This is a genomic window from Pseudomonas sp. RIT409, assembly GCF_003052515.2.
Lineage (GTDB): Bacteria > Pseudomonadota > Gammaproteobacteria > Pseudomonadales > Pseudomonadaceae > Aquipseudomonas.
The window spans coordinates 295,305-313,131 of record NZ_QARE02000001.1 but is presented as its reverse complement, the minus strand read 5'-3'; the positions used below and the strand labels follow the sequence as shown (position 1 = coordinate 313,131).

Genomic DNA, 17,827 nt, shown 5'->3' with positions numbered 1-17,827 from the left:
ATTACGCCGTGTTGGTGCGACTTTTAGCGTCTTGTGCGGCAGGAATCGGCTGTGTATCTTGATCAGCCTTTTGGCCGTTGGGTCAGTAAATCTTTGAAGTGATTGGCCCCAATCAGGCGAATCCGACGAAATCTCTATAAAAAATTGAGGAGCACAACAATGCGCGTGATTCTGCTGGGAGCTCCCGGGGCCGGTAAAGGTACTCAGGCAACGTTCATCACCAAGAAATTCGGCATTCCACAAATCTCCACAGGCGACATGCTGCGCGCTGCGGTCAAGGCAGGCACCGAACTGGGCCTGAAGGCCAAGAGCGTCATGGACGCGGGCGGGCTGGTGTCCGACGATCTGATCATCGGCCTGATCAAGGATCGCCTGTCGCAGCCTGATTGCGCCAACGGCTGCCTGTTCGACGGCTTCCCGCGTACCATTCCTCAAGCGGAAGCCTTGAAGAATGCAGGTCTGACGATCGATCACGTCGTTGAAATCAAGGTCGACGACGAAGAGATCGTCAAACGCATTTCCGGGCGCCGGGTGCACGAAGGGTCTGGCCGGGTTTACCACACCGTGTTCAACCCGCCGAAGGTCGAAGGCAAAGACGACGAAACCGGCGAGGACCTCATTCAACGCAAAGACGACGTCGAAGAAACCGTGCGCCATCGTCTGTCGGTCTATCACGCACAGACCGAGCCGCTGGTGGAGTTCTACAAGCAGCTGGAAGCCAAGGACGGGACGCCCAAGTTCAGCAGTATTCCGGGCGTTGGCTCGGTCGAAGACATCACCGCGAAGGTGAATGCAGCACTCGCCTGATTCCTCTTCGGCACAATGCACAACGGCCCGCTTGCGGGCTGTTGTTGTTTATAATGCGGCACTTTTCGCACACCCCCTCACGCACGGAACCCGACGATGACCACCTTGCTGGCCCTGGACACCGCTACTGAAGCCTGCTCAGTTGCTTTGCTGCACGATGGCAAGGTGCTGACTCACTACGAGGTGATCCCGCGTCTGCATGCCCAGAAGCTGTTGCCCATGATCAAGAATCTGTTGGCCGAGGCAGAGATTGCGCTGTCGGCGCTGGATGCCATCGCATTCGGCCGCGGGCCTGGCGCATTTACGGGCGTGCGCATTGCGATCGGCGTGGTGCAGGGGCTTGCCTTCGGTCTGGATCGCCCGGTGCTCCCGGTGTCTAACCTCGCCGCGCTGGCGCAACGTGCGTTTCGGGAGCAGGGCGCCACTCAGGTGGCAGCGGCGATCGATGCGCGTATGGACGAGGTGTATTGGGGGTGCTATCGCGAGGTCTCAGGGGAAATGCGCCTGGTCGGCAAGGAGGCAGTGATGCCGCCTGAACAGGCCTCTTTGCCCGATGACGCCGCGGGCAACTGGTTTGGCGCCGGCACGGGATGGGGGTACGGCGAGCGCATTGCTGTCATGCCGGGCGGGCGCGACGCCACGCTGTTGCCCCATGCCGAAGATCTGCTGACGCTGGGCGGTTTTGCCTGGCAACGCGGCGAAGCCATCGACGCGGATCAGGCGCAGCCTGTGTATCTGCGCGACAAGGTCGCTACGCCAAAAGCGCGTTGAGTGATCCCTTATACAGGGCGAAAGTGCGTTTGCGGTGCGACCTGGGTCACAACTTCGCGACCGTTCGGCGATAAGTCATGGTTAACGGCTCGATAGTTTTAAACGTTTTGTAATAACTGTGGTCTAGTTATCGTTCGCGAGTTTGCTTAAGTGCGTTCCGTGAGATTAAATCGCCACTACAAGACGCTGAGTAAGTTACCATGCGGATCAATGGTCCTTCACATCGCTCATACCCGATCAAGCGCAAGCCTCGTAAAGAGACTACGACGATCGATAATGCTTCGGAAGAAGAGATCGATGATATTGAAGCCGCTCCGCAGCCTGCTCGCCGCCAGGCTGGCCATACCGCGAACGTACCCGCTCGCCAGCAAGACATCATCTTCCCCCGTGCCATGAGTCGCCGTGTCGCCCATGCGCTCAGCAGCTACCTGACGACCTCTACCTTCGTCGATTGGGATCTCGAAGTTTCGGGACTCGACCTGCACGTTTGAATATCGCTGATCTGCCTTACTGCATTGGTTGCCCGTCATGGAGCGAAAGCGCCTGGCGTGATTCTTTATATCCCCCCGACGCGCAGAGCAATGAGTTCCTCGCACTGTATGCGCGTGTGTTCAACGCGGTGGAAGGTAATACGACCTTTTATGCTCGACCCAAGGACACCACCGTTCAACGTTGGGCGGATTTGTTACCGGAACACTTTCGTTTCACTGCCAAATTTCCGGGGGACATCAGCCACGCGGGAGACCTGCGCGAGCACCTGACAGCCGTCGAGGATTTCCTGCAACTGCTGGCCCCGCTGGGCAGGCGTGTCGAGCCGCTGTGGTTGCAACTGCCTGCCAGCTTCACACCCCAACGGCTCGGAGAGCTGGCGACTTTCATCGATGCGCTGGAAGGGCGACCTTTGGCGGTCGAGGTGCGCAATATGGCGTTTTTCAGCAAAGGTGAAGAGGAGCGCGCGCTCAATCGGCTGTTGCTGGAGCGAGGCGTCGAGCGGATCTGTCTCGATTCGCGACCTCTGTTCAGTTGCGTGTCCCGTGATCCGGCCGTGCTTCACGCTCAATCGAAAAAGCCGAAAGTGCCTGTACGTCCCGCCGCGTTGACGCAATTTCCGCAGGTCCGTTTCATCGGCGGGCCCGAGCTGGATGCCAACCAGGTTTATGTCGAGCAGTGGGCGTTGAAAGTGGCGGCGTGGATCGAAGAAGGGCGCACGCCGTATGTGTTTCTTCACACGCCGGATAACCTGCAAGCACCGGCGCTTGCGCGACGGTTCCATCGGCAGTTGATGGCGTTGCTGCCCGGCTTGCCGGATTTGCCTGACCTGGAGCGGGGACCACAGGTGGAGCAACTCGGGTTGCTTTGAGGTCGATAGAGCAGGCCCTCCCGTTCACTCTGCGGATACCTGCTCATGCGTGGCTCGACCCTGTTCCTTTTATTGGTGTTGTTGGGCGCAGGCTTTGCCATTTCTGTCTGGCGAGAATGGTTGACGGTTCCAGATCGCTGGAACCCTTGGGCACCGCTCGACGTACGCGACGCGCCGAACCTGCTGACATCCTTCAAGTTATGGCGCCTGCAGGACGATGCGGCCTTGTGTGATCAGGCGCTGCAAACGTCCAGCTTGCGCTACACCCATCAGGTGGACAGTCCTGCCCAGGCCAGATGCCCGCTGACCAACACCTTGCGCATTCAAGGCGGGGACGTAGCGATGAGCAGCAGTTTTCTGTCCAGTTGTCCGCTGGCGGTGTCCTTTGCCCTGTTCGACCTCCACGAGTTGCAGCCCGCCGCCCAAAGCGTATTCGGTCAACGGGTGACACGCATCGATCATCTGGGCAGCTTCGCCTGCCGCAATGTGTACAACCGCAGTGAGGGGCGTCTCAGCCAGCACGCGTCGGCGAACGCGCTGGATATCGCTGTGTTCCGTCTGGCTGATGGAAAACGGATCTCTGTGCTTCAGGATTGGGATGATTCCGGCGATAAAGGGAAATTCCTCAAGCGCGTCAGGGACGGCGCCTGCCGCTCGTTCAACGCCGTGCTGGGGCCGGACTACAACGCGGCGCATCGCAACCATTTTCACGTCGACATGGGGCTCTGGCGGGTTTGTCGGTAAGGTCCCGGCGAGGGCGGATCAGGCGGCGATGCGCAGATTCTGCAACACGATGGGCCGCGCCCACCCGTTATCGAAGTCCAGGTGGCGTTGCTGCTCGGTCATTTCATCGGCGCTGTAGGGTGTGGCAGGTTTGTCGGCCAGGTCCCACTCGAACTCGGCAATCGGCAGAAACAGAGGGCGAGGTTGAGGTCCGGGACCAGGATCGACACTGTCGTCGTAGGGGTTGAGCACGGCTGGGCGTACCCAATGCGTTTCAATCTCCAAGTGCCGCTGTTGTTCGATCATTTCGCTGGCACTGAATGGCACGGGCGGTTTTGCCAGGTCCCACTCGAATTCGGCGATGGGCAGGAACAACGGCTCTGGCGGATTGATTTCGTGATCTTCGACAGGGCAAGTGCGCTGCTCGACGATGGTGTGCAGTGTCCTGGCGCCGGCGATGGGCTCACCGGTCGTGCTGTCGGTTGCGGCAACGGGACTGGCCGCGACAACGACCCCCGCATTGTCGTCGACCTGTTGAGCCATTGCCCGGGCAAACGCATCCTGCCAGAGCTGCGTAACGCCGCTCAGGGTCTCGGTATTGCGGACGCTGTAGTCACCTGCGTACGTCAAATAGCCGATTGAGGATGGATTCTGAATGTCTGACATAAGCGCTCAGTACATGCCTTGGGTCTGGCAGAATGCCGGATACTTTCGTTATCGGCAGCTACTGCCAATCATTAAGAAAATTTGGACGCATTGAAAAGATGAGTGATGAGCAAGCGGGCAGCCGCATTCGGGTCGAAACCCTGATTTCCGACGGCGAGCGTCAGGCCGCGCGGTGGGCTGAGCGCCTGGAACTGCCGCTTGGCGATGCCCAGGCCGATTTCGCATTGCAAGTCGCTGAAGATGGGCTGCAGTTGCAACAATTGGGCGCTGATGCGCCGGGTCCGGTGCGGGTGGATTTTGTCGAAGGCAAGGCGGCGCACCGTCGGCTGTTCGGCGGTGGCAGCGGGCAAATGATCGCCAAGGCCGTGGGGATACAACCGGGTGTGCGCCCGCGTGTGCTGGATGCGACCGCGGGGTTGGGAAAGGACGCCTTCGTGCTAGCGAGCCTGGGCTGCGAAATGAGCTTGATCGAGCGCCAGCCGATCATCGCCGCGCTACTCGAAGACGGCTTGGCTCGGGCCTCACAGGATCCGGACGTCGGCGCAATTGTTGGGCAGATGCGGCTGTTGACCGGCAACGCCATCGAGCTGATGCGCCTATGGCAAGAGGAGGCGCCTCAGGTCATTTACCTCGATCCGATGTTTCCCCATCGGGAGAAAACCGCGCTGGTGAAAAAGGAGATGCGCCTGTTTCGGCCCTTGGTCGGGGATGACATGGACGCGCCTGCTTTGCTAGAGGCGGCCTTAGCGTTGGCGACACACCGTGTCGTGGTCAAGCGCCCCCGCAAGGCGCCCTGCATCGCGGGGGCCAAGCCGGGGTACGCGCTGGACGGCAAATCGAGCCGGTATGACGTCTACCCCAAGAAAGCGTTGAAGCCTTGAGGCCCATGCAGGATTCCCTCGCCTTGTGCGCAGCGCTGCATCAGGCGCGGTAGGCCTTCAGAAAAAGGGCGACGACCTCCCGCACATGACGATCCTCGGAAGATTGCTCAGGGGCAGTGCCGTGGCCGATCAACAGTCGGAAGTTTCCGACGCCTTTGATCAAGCTCAGGAAGTGGCCAGCCGCCCTCGCGGGTGAGTCGAAATGCAGCCCGTCCGTGTCGTTCAGCCGGGTCAGGACGCGTTCCATCTCCTGGAGGATGCGCTGCGGGCCGGCCTCGAAGAAGACTTGCGACAACTCGGTGCCTTGGGTTCCCAGGGCAATCATCAGACGGTGCAGCTCCACGGATTCGGGGCTGTTGATCAGCGTCTGAAAGCCTCGCGCAATACCCAGCAACACTTTTTCCGCCGAAGCCGTGGGCGCCATGTCGACGAAAAGTTCAGGGACCTGCTCTTCACAACGGGCCACGACGGCGGCGGAAAACAAGGTCTCCTTGTCGGTGAAATGGCTGTAGACCGTGAGTTTGGAGACCCCGGCCTCAGCCGCGACCGCATCCATGCTGGTGTTCGCGTACCCATTGCGAATGAACAGGTTTTTCGCCGCCTCGAGGATGGCTTGGCGCTTGGCCGGATCTTTCGGGCGGCCGGGGCCGGTGGGAGCGGTTACGTCGGTCATTCGGAAGCCACGCCTGTCGGATTCAATAGTGGACTGTTCAGTTTGCTAATTCTGAATATACTCGCCAGTACAATTATTCCAAAAGCCTCTTCTGCCAAGGTGCCTCACCATGTTTCGCGATGCCTTGTTCCTTGTGCTGCCGGTCAGTCTGGCGTCGTTGCTGGTCGGTTGTGGGCAGGACGTGTCGGTTCCCGCCACGGTTCGCCCGGCCATGGTAGTGCAACCACTGCCATCCTCCCAATCCATGGACAGCTACCCAGGCGAAGTCCGGGCCCGGTTCGAACCAGACTTGGCGTTTCGCATTCCGGGTAAGGTCAGCCGACGTCTCGTGGAGGAGGGCGAGCGCGTCAGGGCCGAGCAACCCTTGGCCGAACTAGACGCCCAGGACGTACGCCTGCAACTGGACGCCGCCCGCGCGCAGGTCGCGGCGGCCGAAGCCAATCTGCAATTGGTTCGCTCCGAGCGGGACCGTTACAAGACGCTGATGGACCGGCAAATGGTCAGCAAGTCGCAGTACGACAATGCCGAGAATCTTTATCGCGCCGGCGATGCGCGGCTCAAGCAGCTCAAGGCGGAATTCACCGTTGCCGACAACCAGACCCGCTACGCGGTACTGCGTGCCTCCCAGGACGGCGTGATCGCCAAACGCCTGGTGGAAGTCGGGCAAGTGGTCGCCGCCGGTCAAACCGTATTCACCCTGGCGGCCGATGGTGAGCGAGAAGTGGCGATCAGCCTGCCGGAACAGAATTTCGGGCGGTTCAAGATCGGCGATCCAGTCTCCGTCGAGCTATGGACGCAGCGGGAGCAGCGCTTGCCCGGACGCATTCGTGAGCTTTCCCCGGCTGCCGATCCCAAATCGCGGACGTTCGCCGCGCGCATTGCGTTCGCCGCAGGCAAGGTGCCCGCCGAACTGGGGCAGAGCGCGCGGGTGTTCATCGCCGCCGATCACGCGGTGTCCTTGTCGGTGCCGCTGTCCGCGGTGACCGCCGAGAAGGGTCAGACCTACGTCTGGCGCCTGCAGAGCGACGGCACCCTGAAACGCACCCCGGTTCAGGTAGGGCCTTATGGCCAGGAGTCCGTGCCGGTGCTGAGTGGCCTGGCCGCCAGCGACTGGGTGGTGGCCGCGGGTGTCCATGTGTTGCATGAGGGCGAGCGAGTGCGGCCTGTGGACCGCAGTAACCGGGCGATCAAACTGGCCGACAAGGAGTAGGCACGGATGCGTTTCAACCTTTCCGAATGGGCGCTGCGCAATCGGCAGATGGTCCTGTATCTGATGATCCTGCTGGCGGTAGTGGGTGCCTTGTCTTACACCAAGCTGGGGCAGAGCGAAGACCCGCCTTTTACTTTCAAAGCCATGGTCATCCGCACCCTTTGGCCGGGTGCCAGTGCCGAAGAAGTGGCGCGGCAGGTGACCGATCGTATTGAAAAGAAACTGATGGAAACCGGCGACTACGAGCGCATCGTGTCCTTTTCCCGGCCAGGCGAATCCCAGGTGACGTTCATGGCGCGGGATTCACTCGTCTCGGCGAAATTGCCCGAGCTCTGGTACCAGATCCGCAAGAAGGTCGGCGACATCCGTCAGACCCTGCCGACGGGCGTTCAGGGCCCGTTCTTCAACGACGAATTCGGCACGACCTTCGGCAATATCTATGCGCTAACAGGCGAGGGATTCGACTACGCCGTCATGAAAGATTACGCCGACCGCATCCAGATCCAGCTGCAGCGAGTCAAGGATGTGGGCAAGGTGGAGTTGATCGGCCTGCAGGATGAAAAAATCTGGATCGAGCTTTCCAACGTCAAGCTCGCCACCCTGGGCCTGCCGCTGTCGGCTGTCCAGCAAGCACTCGAAGCGCAGAATGCGGTGGTGGCGGCAAGTTTCTTCGAGACCCCCAATGAGCGGGTGCAATTGCGGGTGACCGGGCGTTTTCAAACGGTCGACGAACTTCGCGATTTCCCGATTCGCGTCGGCGACCGCACGTTCCGTATCAGTGATCTGGCCGATGTGCGCCGCGGTTTCAACGATCCGCCCGCACCGCGCATGCGTTTCATGGGCGAGGACGCCATCGGCCTGGCGGTTGCGATGAAGGACGGTGGTGACATCCTGGTCCTGGGCCGCGCGTTGGAACACGAATTCGCCCGCCTGCAGAGCAACCTGCCCGCCGGGATGCAGTTGCACAAGGTCTCCGACCAGCCTGCTGCGGTCAAAAGCAGCGTCGGCGAATTTGTACGCGTGCTCGCCGAGGCGCTGGGGATCGTACTGTTGGTGAGCTTCTTCTCGCTCGGTGTGCGCACCGGCATGGTGGTGGCGCTGGCGATCCCGGTCGTGCTGGCGATGACTTTCGCCACGATGTACTACCTCGGTATCGGGTTGCACAAGATTTCCCTTGGGGCGTTGGTGCTGGCGCTCGGATTGCTGGTGGACGATGCGATCATCGCCGTGGAAATGATGGCGATCAAAATGGAGCAAGGCTATGACCGGCTCAAGGCTGCGGCTTTCGCCTGGACCAGCACGGCGTTTCCGATGCTCACGGGCACGCTGATCACCGCGGCGGGCTTTTTGCCAATTGCCACCGCGCAGTCGAGTACAGGCGAATACACCCGGTCGATCTTTCAGGTGGTGACGATAGCGCTGTTGGCTTCGTGGATCGCCGCGGTGGTCTTCGTGCCGTACCTGGGGGAACGGCTGTTGCCCGATCTGGCCAGGCTTCATGCCGCCAGGCACGGCTCGGGCCCCGACGCTCCGGACCCCTATGGCACGCCGTTCTACCTTCGCGTCCGCGCGCTGGTCGGCTGGTGCGTGCGGCGACGCAAGACCGTGATCGTACTGACCATCGTGTTGTTCGCGCTGTCGATCATCAGCTTTCGCTTTGTCCCGCAGCAATTCTTCCCGGCGTCCGGCCGGCTGGAGTTGATGGTCGATCTCAAGCTCGCCGAGGGCGCATCGCTCAGTAACACGGCGGACCAGGTCAAGCGCCTGGAAGGCATGCTGAAAGACCATGCCGGCGTCGAGAATTATGTCGCCTACGTCGGGACCGGTTCGCCGCGTTTTTACCTGCCGTTGGACCAGCAACTCCCGGCGGCGAGCTTTGCCCAATTCGTGGTGCTGGCCAAAACCATCGAAGACCGAGAAGCGCTGCGCACCTGGCTGATACAGACGCTGGATGAGCAGTTCCCTGTGCTGCGCCCGCGCGTCACGCGCCTGGAGAATGGGCCACCCGTGGGGTACCCGGTGCAGTTCCGGGTGACCGGTGAGCACATCGATGAGGTGCGTGCGCTGGCCCGAGACGTCGCGGCCAAGGTGCGCGAAAACCCTCATGTGGTGAACGTACATCTGGATTGGGAGGAGCCGAGCAAGGTCGTGTACCTCAACGTCGACCAAGACCGGGCGCGAGCGCTTGGCGTGACCACTGCCGACCTGTCGCGCTTCCTGCAAAGCCAGTTGACCGGCTCCAGTGTCAGCCAGTACCGCGAAGACGATGAGCTGATTGAAATCCTGCTGCGTGGCACTGAACAGGAGCGCCATGCATTGGGCAGCCTGGCGAGCCTGTCAGTGCCGACCGCCAACGGGATGAGCGTGGCACTGTCCCAGGTGGCGACGCTCGAATACGGTTTTGAGGAAGGCATCATCTGGCATCGCAATCGCCTGCCGAACGTGACGATTCGAGCCGACATTTACGGCAAAGAGCAACCGGCGACGCTGGTCAAGCAGATCCTCCCGACCCTCGATGGGGTGCGTGCGCAGTTGCCGGACGGCTATCTGCTGGAAGTCGGCGGTACGGTCGAAGATTCCGCCCGTGGTCAGAATTCGGTGAACGCCGGGGTGCCATTGTTCATCGTCGTGGTCCTGACGTTGCTGATGATCCAGCTGCGCAGTTTCTCGCGCACGTTCATGGTTTTTCTCACAGCTCCGTTAGGCCTGATAGGGGTGACGCTGTTTCTGCTGATTTTCCGCCAGCCCTTCGGGTTTGTGGCCATGCTCGGCACCATCGCCCTGTCCGGAATGATCATGCGCAACTCGGTGATCCTGGTGGATCAGATCGAACAGGACATTGCCGCCGGCCTTGACCGTTGGCAGGCCATCATCGAGGCGACCGTGCGCCGCTTCCGGCCCATTGTGCTGACCGCGCTTGCGGCGGTGCTGGCGATGATCCCGCTGTCGCGCAGCGTGTTCTTCGGGCCGATGGCGGTGGCGATCATGGGAGGCTTGATCGTGGCGACCGCCCTGACGTTGCTGTTCCTGCCCGCACTGTACGCGGCCTGGTTTCGGGTGAAGAAAAGCGAAAGCACTTGAGCGCTTTGTTGCCGCGCACCGGCAGCAAGGCCGGTGCCTGCGGTCTGGTGGTGGAGTGCCTTTGAAGGGTGAGCGGTCAGTCTCTGCGGTAGGGTGGGCCAGGTCTGTCTGTACTGCGCCAGGCCAGATCTGGCCTGGTCTCTTATGTGCGGGTGAAGCCTTATTTCAGGTTCCCGCTGAGGAACTGCTGCAACCGCTCGCTTTTCGGGCTGCCCAGCACGTCATCGGGGTGGCCCATTTCTTCGATCTGGCCCTGGTGCAGGAACACCACCTGATTGGCCACCTTGCGAGCGAAGCCCATCTCATGCGTCACCAGGATCATGGTGCGGCCCTCTTCGGCCAAGCCTTGAATCACCTTCAGCACCTCGCCGACCAACTCCGGGTCGAGGGCCGAGGTCGGCTCGTCGAAAAGCATGATTTCCGGTTCCATCGCCAGTGCGCGAGCGATCGCCACGCGTTGTTGCTGACCGCCTGACAGGAAGGCCGGGTACTGATCGGCCACGCGGGCCGGCAGGCCGACCTTCTCCAGGTACCGGCGTGCGCGGTCCTCCGCCTCCACCTTGGAAACGCCCAGCACCCGACGCGGTGCCATGGTGATGTTTTCCAGCACCGTCATGTGGCTCCACAGGTTGAAGTGCTGGAACACCATGGCCAGGCGTGTGCGGATGCGTTGCAGCTCGGCCGGATCGGCCACGCGCATGCCAGAGGCGTCGCTGACCATCTTGATGGGTTGGCCGTCGAGGCTCATGGCCCCGTCGTTGGGTTGTTCTAGGAAGTTGATGCAGCGCAGAAAGGTGCTCTTGCCCGAGCCGCTGGCGCCGATCAGGCAAATCACGTCACCGACGTTGGCCTTGAGCGACACGCCCTTGAGAACTTCGTGGTCACCGTAGCTTTTATGCAGGCCATCGATGGTCAGTTTGTACATGACGGGCAATCCTTAAGGAGAAAGTAAGTAGCCGCTGCGAAACGGCTCGGTGCCGGCGACATGGGCGATGACCATGCCGGCGGTCGCCATGCGTCGCAAGGAGCGGGCGTACATCAGGCCGGCGTTCGCCGCGTGAACGGGCGTCACGGCGTCGCTGATCGGGTCGATGACTTCGGCGATCAGCTGCCCCGCCTCGACGTATTCGCCTGGCAAGGTGCAGAACACCAGCAGGCCCCCCACTGGGGTCGCGACGGGCTCCACCGCTGCGAGAGGGGTGGCCGGATAAATCAGTTCGGGTGCCGGCGCGGGCTCGCCGGCAATGGCGCCGTATTGCATCAGGTAATTGAGGATGGCCTGGCAGTCGCGACTTCCCAGCGCGTGGTTGACGTCGCCCTGACCCCGCAGTTCGAGGGTCACGGAGAAACTGCCCAGCTCGATGGGGAAGCGCTTTTCGAAGCGTTGCTGCAATTGCCACCAGACCAACGTAAAGCACTCGTCGAACGACTGGCCACCCGAGTCGGTCGCTAACAGGCTCGCCTGGGCGCCCAGATAGCGAGACAGCGGCTCGACCTGCGGCCAGGCTTCTGGCGTGGTGTACAGATGTTCCACCGATTCGAAGTCGCAGTGCAGATCCAACACCATGTCGGCGTCGCAGGCCAGCCGCTGCAGCGTCAGACGTTGCGAATCGAGTTGCGTGGCGGCCATTTGCGCGTTCAACCCGGCGAGCAGGCGATCGCGGATCAGCGCAGTGTTGCGCTTCGCGTCGGCGCCCAGCGAAGCTTCTACCTCATCGCCGACCTGCTGCGCGAGGTCGACGAAATGGCGGTTGAAGTTCTGGCCACTCTCCAACTCGTAGCGGCCTAATGGCGTGTCCATCAACACCTGCTCAAGCCCCGCAGGGTTGGCAACCGGCACGACCACGATTTCGCCGAGCAACTGCCCGGCTTTTTCCAGTTCGGCCAGGCGTTGCTTCAAATACCAGGCCACCAGCATGCCGGGAAGCTCGTCGGCGTGCAGCGAGGATTGGATGTAGATCTTGCAGGCCCCGTTTTCCGGGCCGTAGTGAAAGCTGTGGATCTGCCGTGCGGTGCCAGGCACCGGCGACAGCAGGTCATGGGTCAGGTGTCGCATGCAGAAGTCCTAGTGAGACGGGCCGAGAAAGGCCAGCCAGCGCCGTTCGGCCAATCTGAACAGGCCCACCAGAATGAAGGTGATCGTCAGGTAGATCAGCGCCGCAATGCCAAACGACTGAAACGTCATGAAGGTGGCCGAGTTCGCATCCCGCGCCACTTTGAGGATGTCAGGGACCGTGGCAGTGAACGCGACGGTGGTCGAGTGCAGCATCAGGATCACTTCGTTGCTGTAGTAAGGCAGCGAACGACGCAGTGCCGATGGCATGATCACATAGGCATACAGGCGCCAGCCAGTCAGGCCGTAGGCCTTGGCCGCTTCGACTTCTCCGTGGTTCATGCTGCGGATCGCCCCGGCGAAGATCTCGGTGGTGTACGCGCAGGTGTTCAACGCGAAAGCCAGGATCGTGCAGTTCATTGCATCGCGGAAGAAGGCGTTGAGCAATGGCTGCTCGCGCACGGCGGCAATGCTGTAAATGCCGGTGTAGCAGATCAGCAACTGGATATAGAGCGGCGTGCCGCGGAACAGGTAGGTGTAGAACTGCACCGGCCAGCGCACCAGTGGGTTCGGCGAAACCCGGGCGATGGACAGCGGAATCGAGACGATGAAGCCAATCGCGATGGAGGCGCTGAGCAACCACAGGGTCATGGCCAGCCCGGTGATGTTCTGGCCGTCGGTGTAGAGGAATGCACGCCAGTATTCTTGAAGCAGTTCGATCATCGTTGAGCCTCCCGGCTGCCTGCGGCATATCGCCGTTCGGCCCAGCGCAGGGCGAAGTTGGAGACGCTGGTGATGACCAGATAGATCAGCGCCGCCAGCACCAGAAAATAGAACAGTTGATAGGTGCTTTTGCCAGCGTCCTGGGACGCTTTGACCAGATCGGCCAGCCCGATGATCGACACCAGGGCCGTGGCCTTGAGCACCACCTGCCAGTTATTGCCGATGCCGGGAAGGGCAAAGCGCATCATTTGCGGGAACACGACGATACGAAAGCGCTGGGCGCGGGTGAGGCCGTAGGCGATGGCGGCTTCGACTTGCCCGCGCGGCACGGCCAGGATCGCGCCTCGGAAGGTTTCCGTAAAATAGGCGCCGTAGATGAAGCCCAACGTGATGACACCCGCAGCGAAGGGATCGATCTCGATGTAGTCCCATTCCATCGCTTCGGTGAAGGTGGTCAGCCAGGTTTGCAGGCTGTAGAAAATCAGCAGCATCAGCACCAGGTCAGGTACGCCTCGGATCAGCGTGGTGTAGACCTGTGCCGGAACCCGCAGGAGCGCGGTCTTGGAGAGTTTGGCGCTGGCGCCCAGCAGGCCGAGCACGATGGCCAGCAGCAGCGACATCACCGACAATTTGATGGTCATCCAGGTGCCCTGCATCAGCAAAGGGCCAAAACCCTTGAGGCTGAAGGCGGACAATCCCAGGTTTTGCAGAAGAGTTTCGAACATGTGCAACCTATACAGTCAATAAAAACGCCCGTTTGTCTCAGCGAGGGGATTCGGATGATCGCTGAAAGAAACGGGCGTTTGTTTTCTTACTTACCGCTGTACAGATTCAGATCGCCGAAGTGCTTCTTCTGGATCTCGGCGTACTTGCCGTCATCGTGTAACGCTTTGATACCTTTGTCCAAAAGCGCTTTCAGCTCTTTGTTACCTTTAGCGATGCCCACGGCGGTTTTGGATGGCAGCAGTGGGTCGTCGATCGGCTTGCTGACTTCGTAGTCGGCGCCTTGCGGAGATTTCAGGAAGCCCAGCTCGGCTTGCAGCATGTCTTGTACGGAGGCGTCGAGACGGCCGGACACCAGGTCAGCGTAGACCTGATCCTGGTTGGCGTAGGCTTGGGTTTTCACGCCTGCCTTGTCCAGGATGGCCTTGGCGTAGGCTTCCTGAATGGTGCCTTGCTCGTAACCGACGGTCTTGCCTTTGAGGGACGCCACGTCAGCGCTCAGGCCAGAACCTTTCTTGTAGACCAGCGAGGTCGGACCGGAGAACAGCTCGTTGGAGAAGTCGATGACTTTTTCGCGTGCAGGGGTCACGGTCATGGACGAGATCACGCCGTCGAACTTGTTGGCTTTGAGGCCAGGAATCATGCCGTCGAAATCGCTTTCGACCCATTTGCACTTGACCTTCAGCTCTGCACAGATCGCGTTGCCCAGATCGATGTCGAAGCCGATCAGGCTGCCGTCAGCGGCTTTCGATTCGAATGGAGCGTAGGAAGGATCGACGCCGAAACGCAGCTCCTTGTATTCCTTGGCCATAGCGTTGCCAGCGGCCAGGCAGACAGCGAGTGCGGAAAGGGTCAGCCATGCTTTTTTCATCGTTCAGTCCTTAAAACCAAATTGGGCGTTGGGAACACGCGTAGGCTTGCTACCGGCAGGAGCCAGACCGCAAAAAGATAGCAATTTCCGAACCAAAGAGACGAACGTGCGTTTTAAATGTACGGAGTTGTCGCAATGATGACTTTGAGCCATCTCTTGTCTTTTTTCAGGGCGCCTGAGGCAGGGGCAGAGTAGCGGAAACCGGCAAAAAGGGCGCGTAAAAAAACGCTCTACGCGTCGTGTGTTTCTCCTCGCGACCGACTGTGGAGGGTTTGGTAGCAGTCCGCCCTCGACGGTGTCGAGTGTGCGCATGCTTCTGTACGGGGGGGCAAGCGGCCCCTTCGCCCTGCACGAATTTGGGGCGTCCGTTCGGCGCACGGTTGATGCACAGGCACCAAAGAAGGGCTCAGGCAAGCAGGTCTTGCAAGGTCGCCAGACTGTCGGCTTCGGCCACCGGCTTGTCATGCCGCCATCGGAGCATGCGTGGGAATCTCACGGCGATCCCGCTTTTGTGGCGCTTGGACAACGCGATGCCCTCGAACCCCAGCTCGAACACGAGCGTTGGCGTGACACTCCGGACAGGGCCGAACTTTTCAACGGTGGTCTTGCGAATGATTGCATCGACTTTGCGCATCTCCTCGTCGGTCAATCCTGAATATGCTTTGGCAAACGGCACCAATGTGCGTTCGCTGCTGCCCTGTGGGCCATCCCATACCGCGAAGGTGTAGTCGCTGTACAGGCTGGCGCGGCGGCCGTGACCGCGCTGAGCATAGATCAGCACGGCGTCGACGCTGAGCGGGTCGATCTTCCACTTCCACCAGACGCCCATGTCCTTGGTTCGCCCCACGCCGTACAACGCATCCCGTGCCTTGAGCATCATGCCTTCGACGCCCAGGCTGCGCGACGCTTCGCGCTGGCGGGCCAGGTCAGTCCAGTCCGAGCCGGTCAGCACGGGGGAGGGCATCAATACCGGGCTGCTGGCACGGGCAATCACCTGCTCCAATTGGGCCCGCCGCTCATGCTGTGGACGATTGCGCCAGTCGTGCCCCGACCATTCCAGCAAATCGTAGGCAAGGACCACCACCGGTACGTCTTCCAGGATTTTCTTGCCCAGGGTTTTGCGGCCGATGCGCTGCTGGAGCAAGGCGAACGGCTGCACGGAAGGTGTCGACGCTTCAGCCGGCGCCAGTGCGAAGGCCTCGGATGCCTGCGGATCGGGCGCTGGCGCTTTCCACACGACGATCTCGCCATCGATCACCGTACCGTCGGGCAAACACTGGGCGAGGCTGTGCAGTTCCGGAAAACGGTCTGTCACCAGTTCCTCTCCCCGAGACCACACCCACAGACGTCCGTCGCGCTTGACCACCTGGGCGCGAATGCCATCCCACTTCCATTCCACCTGCCAGTTGTCGGTCGGTCCGAGCAGGTCGCCAAACGCTTCCACCGGCTGTTGGAGCGGGTGCGCGAGAAAGAAAGGATAGGGCTGGCCGCCACGCTGGGCGTGCTCATCTTCAGATTCTTCAGCGATCAGTTTGAGGTAGCCCTCGGCGGTGGGGCGGTGGGACAGGTCGGTGTAGCCCACCAAGCGCTGCGCCACGCGTTTGCTGTCGATGCCGGCCAGGGCGGCGAGTGCGCGGGTGACCAGCAGCTTCGAGACGCCGACTCGAAAGCTGCCGGTGATCAGCTTCAGGCACACCATCAGGCTCTGACGGTCAAGTTGCGCCCAGAACGTCGGCAAGCGCTCCAACAGTTCTTCGGGTGGCAGGCCGCGCAGCGGCAACAGATGATGTTCCATCCAACTGGCCAGTCCGTCTTCGGAGCTGTGTATCGCTTCAGGCAAGAGCAATGACAGCGTTTCCGCTAGGTCACCAACGGCCTGATAACTTTCTTCGAACAGCCATTCTGGCAAGCCCGACAATGTCATGGCCTGCTCACGCAACAAACGCGTCGGGACCAGTTGGCGGGGCCGCCCCCCCGACAAGAAGTACACGGCCCATGCCGCGTCCTCTGGTGCCGCAGCGGCGAAGTAGCGCTGCATCGCCGCCAGCTTGGCATTGCTCGACGTGGTGGCATCCAGTTGCGCGTAGAGTTCGGCGAAGGCTTTCATGGCGTCACCTGTTCCTGATCTTGAACCTCCTGAGGTTGCGCCGCGGCGTCATCCTCTTCGTCGCCGTACTCGGTGGTGAAGCCTTGTGCATCCAGACCCGATTCCCGCAGATAGCGCACCAAGACGGCGACCGAGCCATGGGTCACCATGACCCGCTCGGCGCCGGTGTTCTCGATGGCCCACAACAGGCCGGGCCAATCCGCATGGTCGGAAAGCACAAAGCCACGATCCACACCGCGGCGTCGGCGGGTGCCGCGCAGCATCATCCAGCCGCTGGCGAAGGCGTCGCTGAAATCGCCGAAGCGACGCATCCAGGTGCTGCCTCCTGCCGACGGCGGCGCGACGATCAATGCTTGGCGCAAGGCCGGGTCAGTCTTCTTGAAGTCTCCCGCATAGTGCGTCTCGGGAATGCGCACGCCGCCCTCGCGGTACACCCGGTTCAACGGCTCGACGGCCCCATGAACCAGAATCGGACCGATGTTCGGGTCGATGCCATGCAGGATGCGCTGGGCCTTGCCGAACGAGTACGCGAACAGCACGCTGGCTTTGCCGACCGCAGCGTTGGCCTGCCACCACTCATTGATCCCGCTGAAAATGTCGGCCTGAGGCTGCCAGCGATAGATGGGCAAGCCGAAGGTGGATTCGGTGATGAAGGTATGGCAGCGCACCGGCTCGAAGGGTTCGCAGGTGCCATCGGGCTCGACTTTGTAGTCGCCAGATGCAACCCAGACCTCGCCTTGATACTCCAGCCGCACCTGGGCGGAGCCGAGCACGTGCCCGGCCGGATGCAGGCTGAGTTTCACACCGTGGTGGGTAATCGATTCGCCGTATTCGAGGGTTTGCAAATTGATGTCCTGGCCCAGTCGGGAGCGCAGGATCCCTTCACCGGGCGCGGCGGCCAGATAATGCTGATTGCCGGTGCGGGCGTGGTCGCCGTGGCCGTGGGTAATGACGGAACGTGCGACCGGCCGCCAGGGATCGATGTAGAAATCCCCTGGCGGGCAGTACAGGCCTTCGGGGCGAGCGATGACAAGGTCCATGACATGACCACGGTGATGGGCTTGTCAGGTAGAGCGATGGGGGCGGGGAGAAGTTCGGCCTGATTGCGCTCGCCGTTGTGAACGCCGAAACCTGTGGCCAGCATGGATCATGCCCTCACAGGTTCGGCGTGCGAATGC

17 protein-coding genes are annotated in these 17,827 nt (G+C 61.2%); 8 read left to right on the top strand and 9 right to left on the bottom strand.

Going from position 1 to position 17,827, the window contains the following annotated elements; translation table 11 throughout:
- The first annotated feature begins 159 nt into the window (after positions 1 to 159).
- The 5 genes from adk (at position 160) to DBP26_RS01360 (ending at position 3,682) form a co-directional block, all read left to right on the top strand.
- The gene (gene adk / locus DBP26_RS01380) at positions 160 to 807 is read left to right on the top strand and encodes an adenylate kinase (protein WP_108235815.1); all 648 of its coding nucleotides are present in this window, start codon (positions 160 to 162) and stop codon (positions 805 to 807) included.
- A gap of 96 nt (positions 808 to 903) precedes the next feature.
- Positions 904 to 1,578: a tRNA (adenosine(37)-N6)-threonylcarbamoyltransferase complex dimerization subunit type 1 TsaB gene (gene tsaB, locus DBP26_RS01375; RefSeq protein WP_108235814.1), complete on the top strand. Its 675-nt coding sequence runs from the start codon at positions 904 to 906 to the stop codon at positions 1,576 to 1,578.
- Between the two features lie 200 nt (positions 1,579 to 1,778).
- The gene (locus DBP26_RS01370; protein ID WP_108235813.1) at positions 1,779 to 2,069 is read left to right on the top strand and encodes a hypothetical protein; all 291 of its coding nucleotides are present in this window, start codon (positions 1,779 to 1,781) and stop codon (positions 2,067 to 2,069) included.
- 2 nt (positions 2,070 to 2,071) lie between these two features.
- Positions 2,072 to 2,938 carry a DUF72 domain-containing protein gene (locus DBP26_RS01365; RefSeq protein WP_177410987.1) on the top strand — a complete coding sequence of 289 codons (867 nt, stop codon included), beginning with the start codon at positions 2,072 to 2,074 and terminating at the stop codon, positions 2,936 to 2,938.
- Positions 2,939 to 2,983: 45 nt separating this feature from the next.
- Entirely contained in the window at positions 2,984 to 3,682 is a 699-nt protein-coding gene (locus tag DBP26_RS01360; RefSeq protein ID WP_108235811.1) for an extensin family protein, read from the top strand.
- An 18-nt stretch (positions 3,683 to 3,700) separates the two neighbouring features.
- Here the strand turns inward: DBP26_RS01360 and DBP26_RS01355 are convergent, their stop codons facing one another.
- The gene (locus tag DBP26_RS01355; RefSeq protein WP_108235810.1) at positions 3,701 to 4,327 is read right to left on the bottom strand and encodes an energy transducer TonB; all 627 of its coding nucleotides are present in this window, start codon (positions 4,325 to 4,327) and stop codon (positions 3,701 to 3,703) included.
- A 98-nt stretch (positions 4,328 to 4,425) separates the two neighbouring features.
- Here DBP26_RS01355 and DBP26_RS01350 point away from each other — a divergent pair, with 98 nt between their 5' ends.
- On the top strand, positions 4,426 to 5,208 hold the full coding sequence (locus DBP26_RS01350; protein WP_108235809.1) for a class I SAM-dependent methyltransferase: 783 nt from the start codon (positions 4,426 to 4,428) through the stop codon (positions 5,206 to 5,208).
- 40 nt (positions 5,209 to 5,248) lie between these two features.
- On the opposite strand, the gene DBP26_RS01345 is transcribed toward DBP26_RS01350, so the two are convergent.
- Complete coding sequence (locus DBP26_RS01345; RefSeq protein WP_108235808.1) at positions 5,249 to 5,881, bottom strand: TetR/AcrR family transcriptional regulator; 633 nt, start codon at positions 5,879 to 5,881, stop codon at positions 5,249 to 5,251.
- A 109-nt stretch (positions 5,882 to 5,990) separates the two neighbouring features.
- Between DBP26_RS01345 and DBP26_RS01340 the strand changes: the two genes are divergently transcribed.
- Both DBP26_RS01340 and DBP26_RS01335 read left to right on the top strand, forming a co-directional pair.
- Positions 5,991 to 7,091, top strand: a complete 1,101-nt coding sequence (locus DBP26_RS01340) for an efflux RND transporter periplasmic adaptor subunit (protein WP_108235807.1) — start codon at positions 5,991 to 5,993, stop codon at positions 7,089 to 7,091.
- Positions 7,092 to 7,097: 6 nt separating this feature from the next.
- Positions 7,098 to 10,172 carry an efflux RND transporter permease subunit gene (locus DBP26_RS01335; protein ID WP_108235806.1) on the top strand — a complete coding sequence of 1,025 codons (3,075 nt, stop codon included), beginning with the start codon at positions 7,098 to 7,100 and terminating at the stop codon, positions 10,170 to 10,172.
- A gap of 160 nt (positions 10,173 to 10,332) precedes the next feature.
- On the opposite strand, the gene DBP26_RS01330 is transcribed toward DBP26_RS01335, so the two are convergent.
- The 7 genes from DBP26_RS01330 to DBP26_RS01300 all read right to left on the bottom strand — a co-directional run bounded on the left by DBP26_RS01330 (position 10,333) and on the right by DBP26_RS01300 (position 17,689).
- The gene (locus DBP26_RS01330) at positions 10,333 to 11,097 is read right to left on the bottom strand and encodes an ATP-binding cassette domain-containing protein (protein WP_108235805.1); all 765 of its coding nucleotides are present in this window, start codon (positions 11,095 to 11,097) and stop codon (positions 10,333 to 10,335) included.
- Between the two features lie 12 nt (positions 11,098 to 11,109).
- The gene (locus DBP26_RS01325; protein WP_108235804.1) at positions 11,110 to 12,228 is read right to left on the bottom strand and encodes a succinylglutamate desuccinylase/aspartoacylase family protein; all 1,119 of its coding nucleotides are present in this window, start codon (positions 12,226 to 12,228) and stop codon (positions 11,110 to 11,112) included.
- Between the two features lie 9 nt (positions 12,229 to 12,237).
- On the bottom strand, positions 12,238 to 12,948 hold the full coding sequence (locus DBP26_RS01320) for an ABC transporter permease (RefSeq protein WP_108235803.1): 711 nt from the start codon (positions 12,946 to 12,948) through the stop codon (positions 12,238 to 12,240).
- Positions 12,945 to 13,673, bottom strand: coding sequence for an ABC transporter permease (locus DBP26_RS01315; RefSeq protein WP_108235802.1), 729 nt, complete (start codon positions 13,671 to 13,673; stop codon positions 12,945 to 12,947). The genes DBP26_RS01320 and DBP26_RS01315 overlap by 4 nt, the downstream gene beginning before the upstream one ends.
- Before the next feature lie 86 nt (positions 13,674 to 13,759).
- Positions 13,760 to 14,542, bottom strand: a complete 783-nt coding sequence (locus DBP26_RS01310; protein WP_108235801.1) for a transporter substrate-binding domain-containing protein — start codon at positions 14,540 to 14,542, stop codon at positions 13,760 to 13,762.
- Between the two features lie 406 nt (positions 14,543 to 14,948).
- Positions 14,949 to 16,649, bottom strand: coding sequence for an ATP-dependent DNA ligase (locus DBP26_RS01305; RefSeq protein WP_108235800.1), 1,701 nt, complete (start codon positions 16,647 to 16,649; stop codon positions 14,949 to 14,951).
- Positions 16,646 to 17,689, bottom strand: coding sequence for a ligase-associated DNA damage response exonuclease (locus DBP26_RS01300; RefSeq protein ID WP_108235799.1), 1,044 nt, complete (start codon positions 17,687 to 17,689; stop codon positions 16,646 to 16,648). Before DBP26_RS01300 ends, DBP26_RS01305 begins: the two co-directional genes overlap by 4 nt.
- Positions 17,690 to 17,827: the final 138 nt, after the last annotated feature.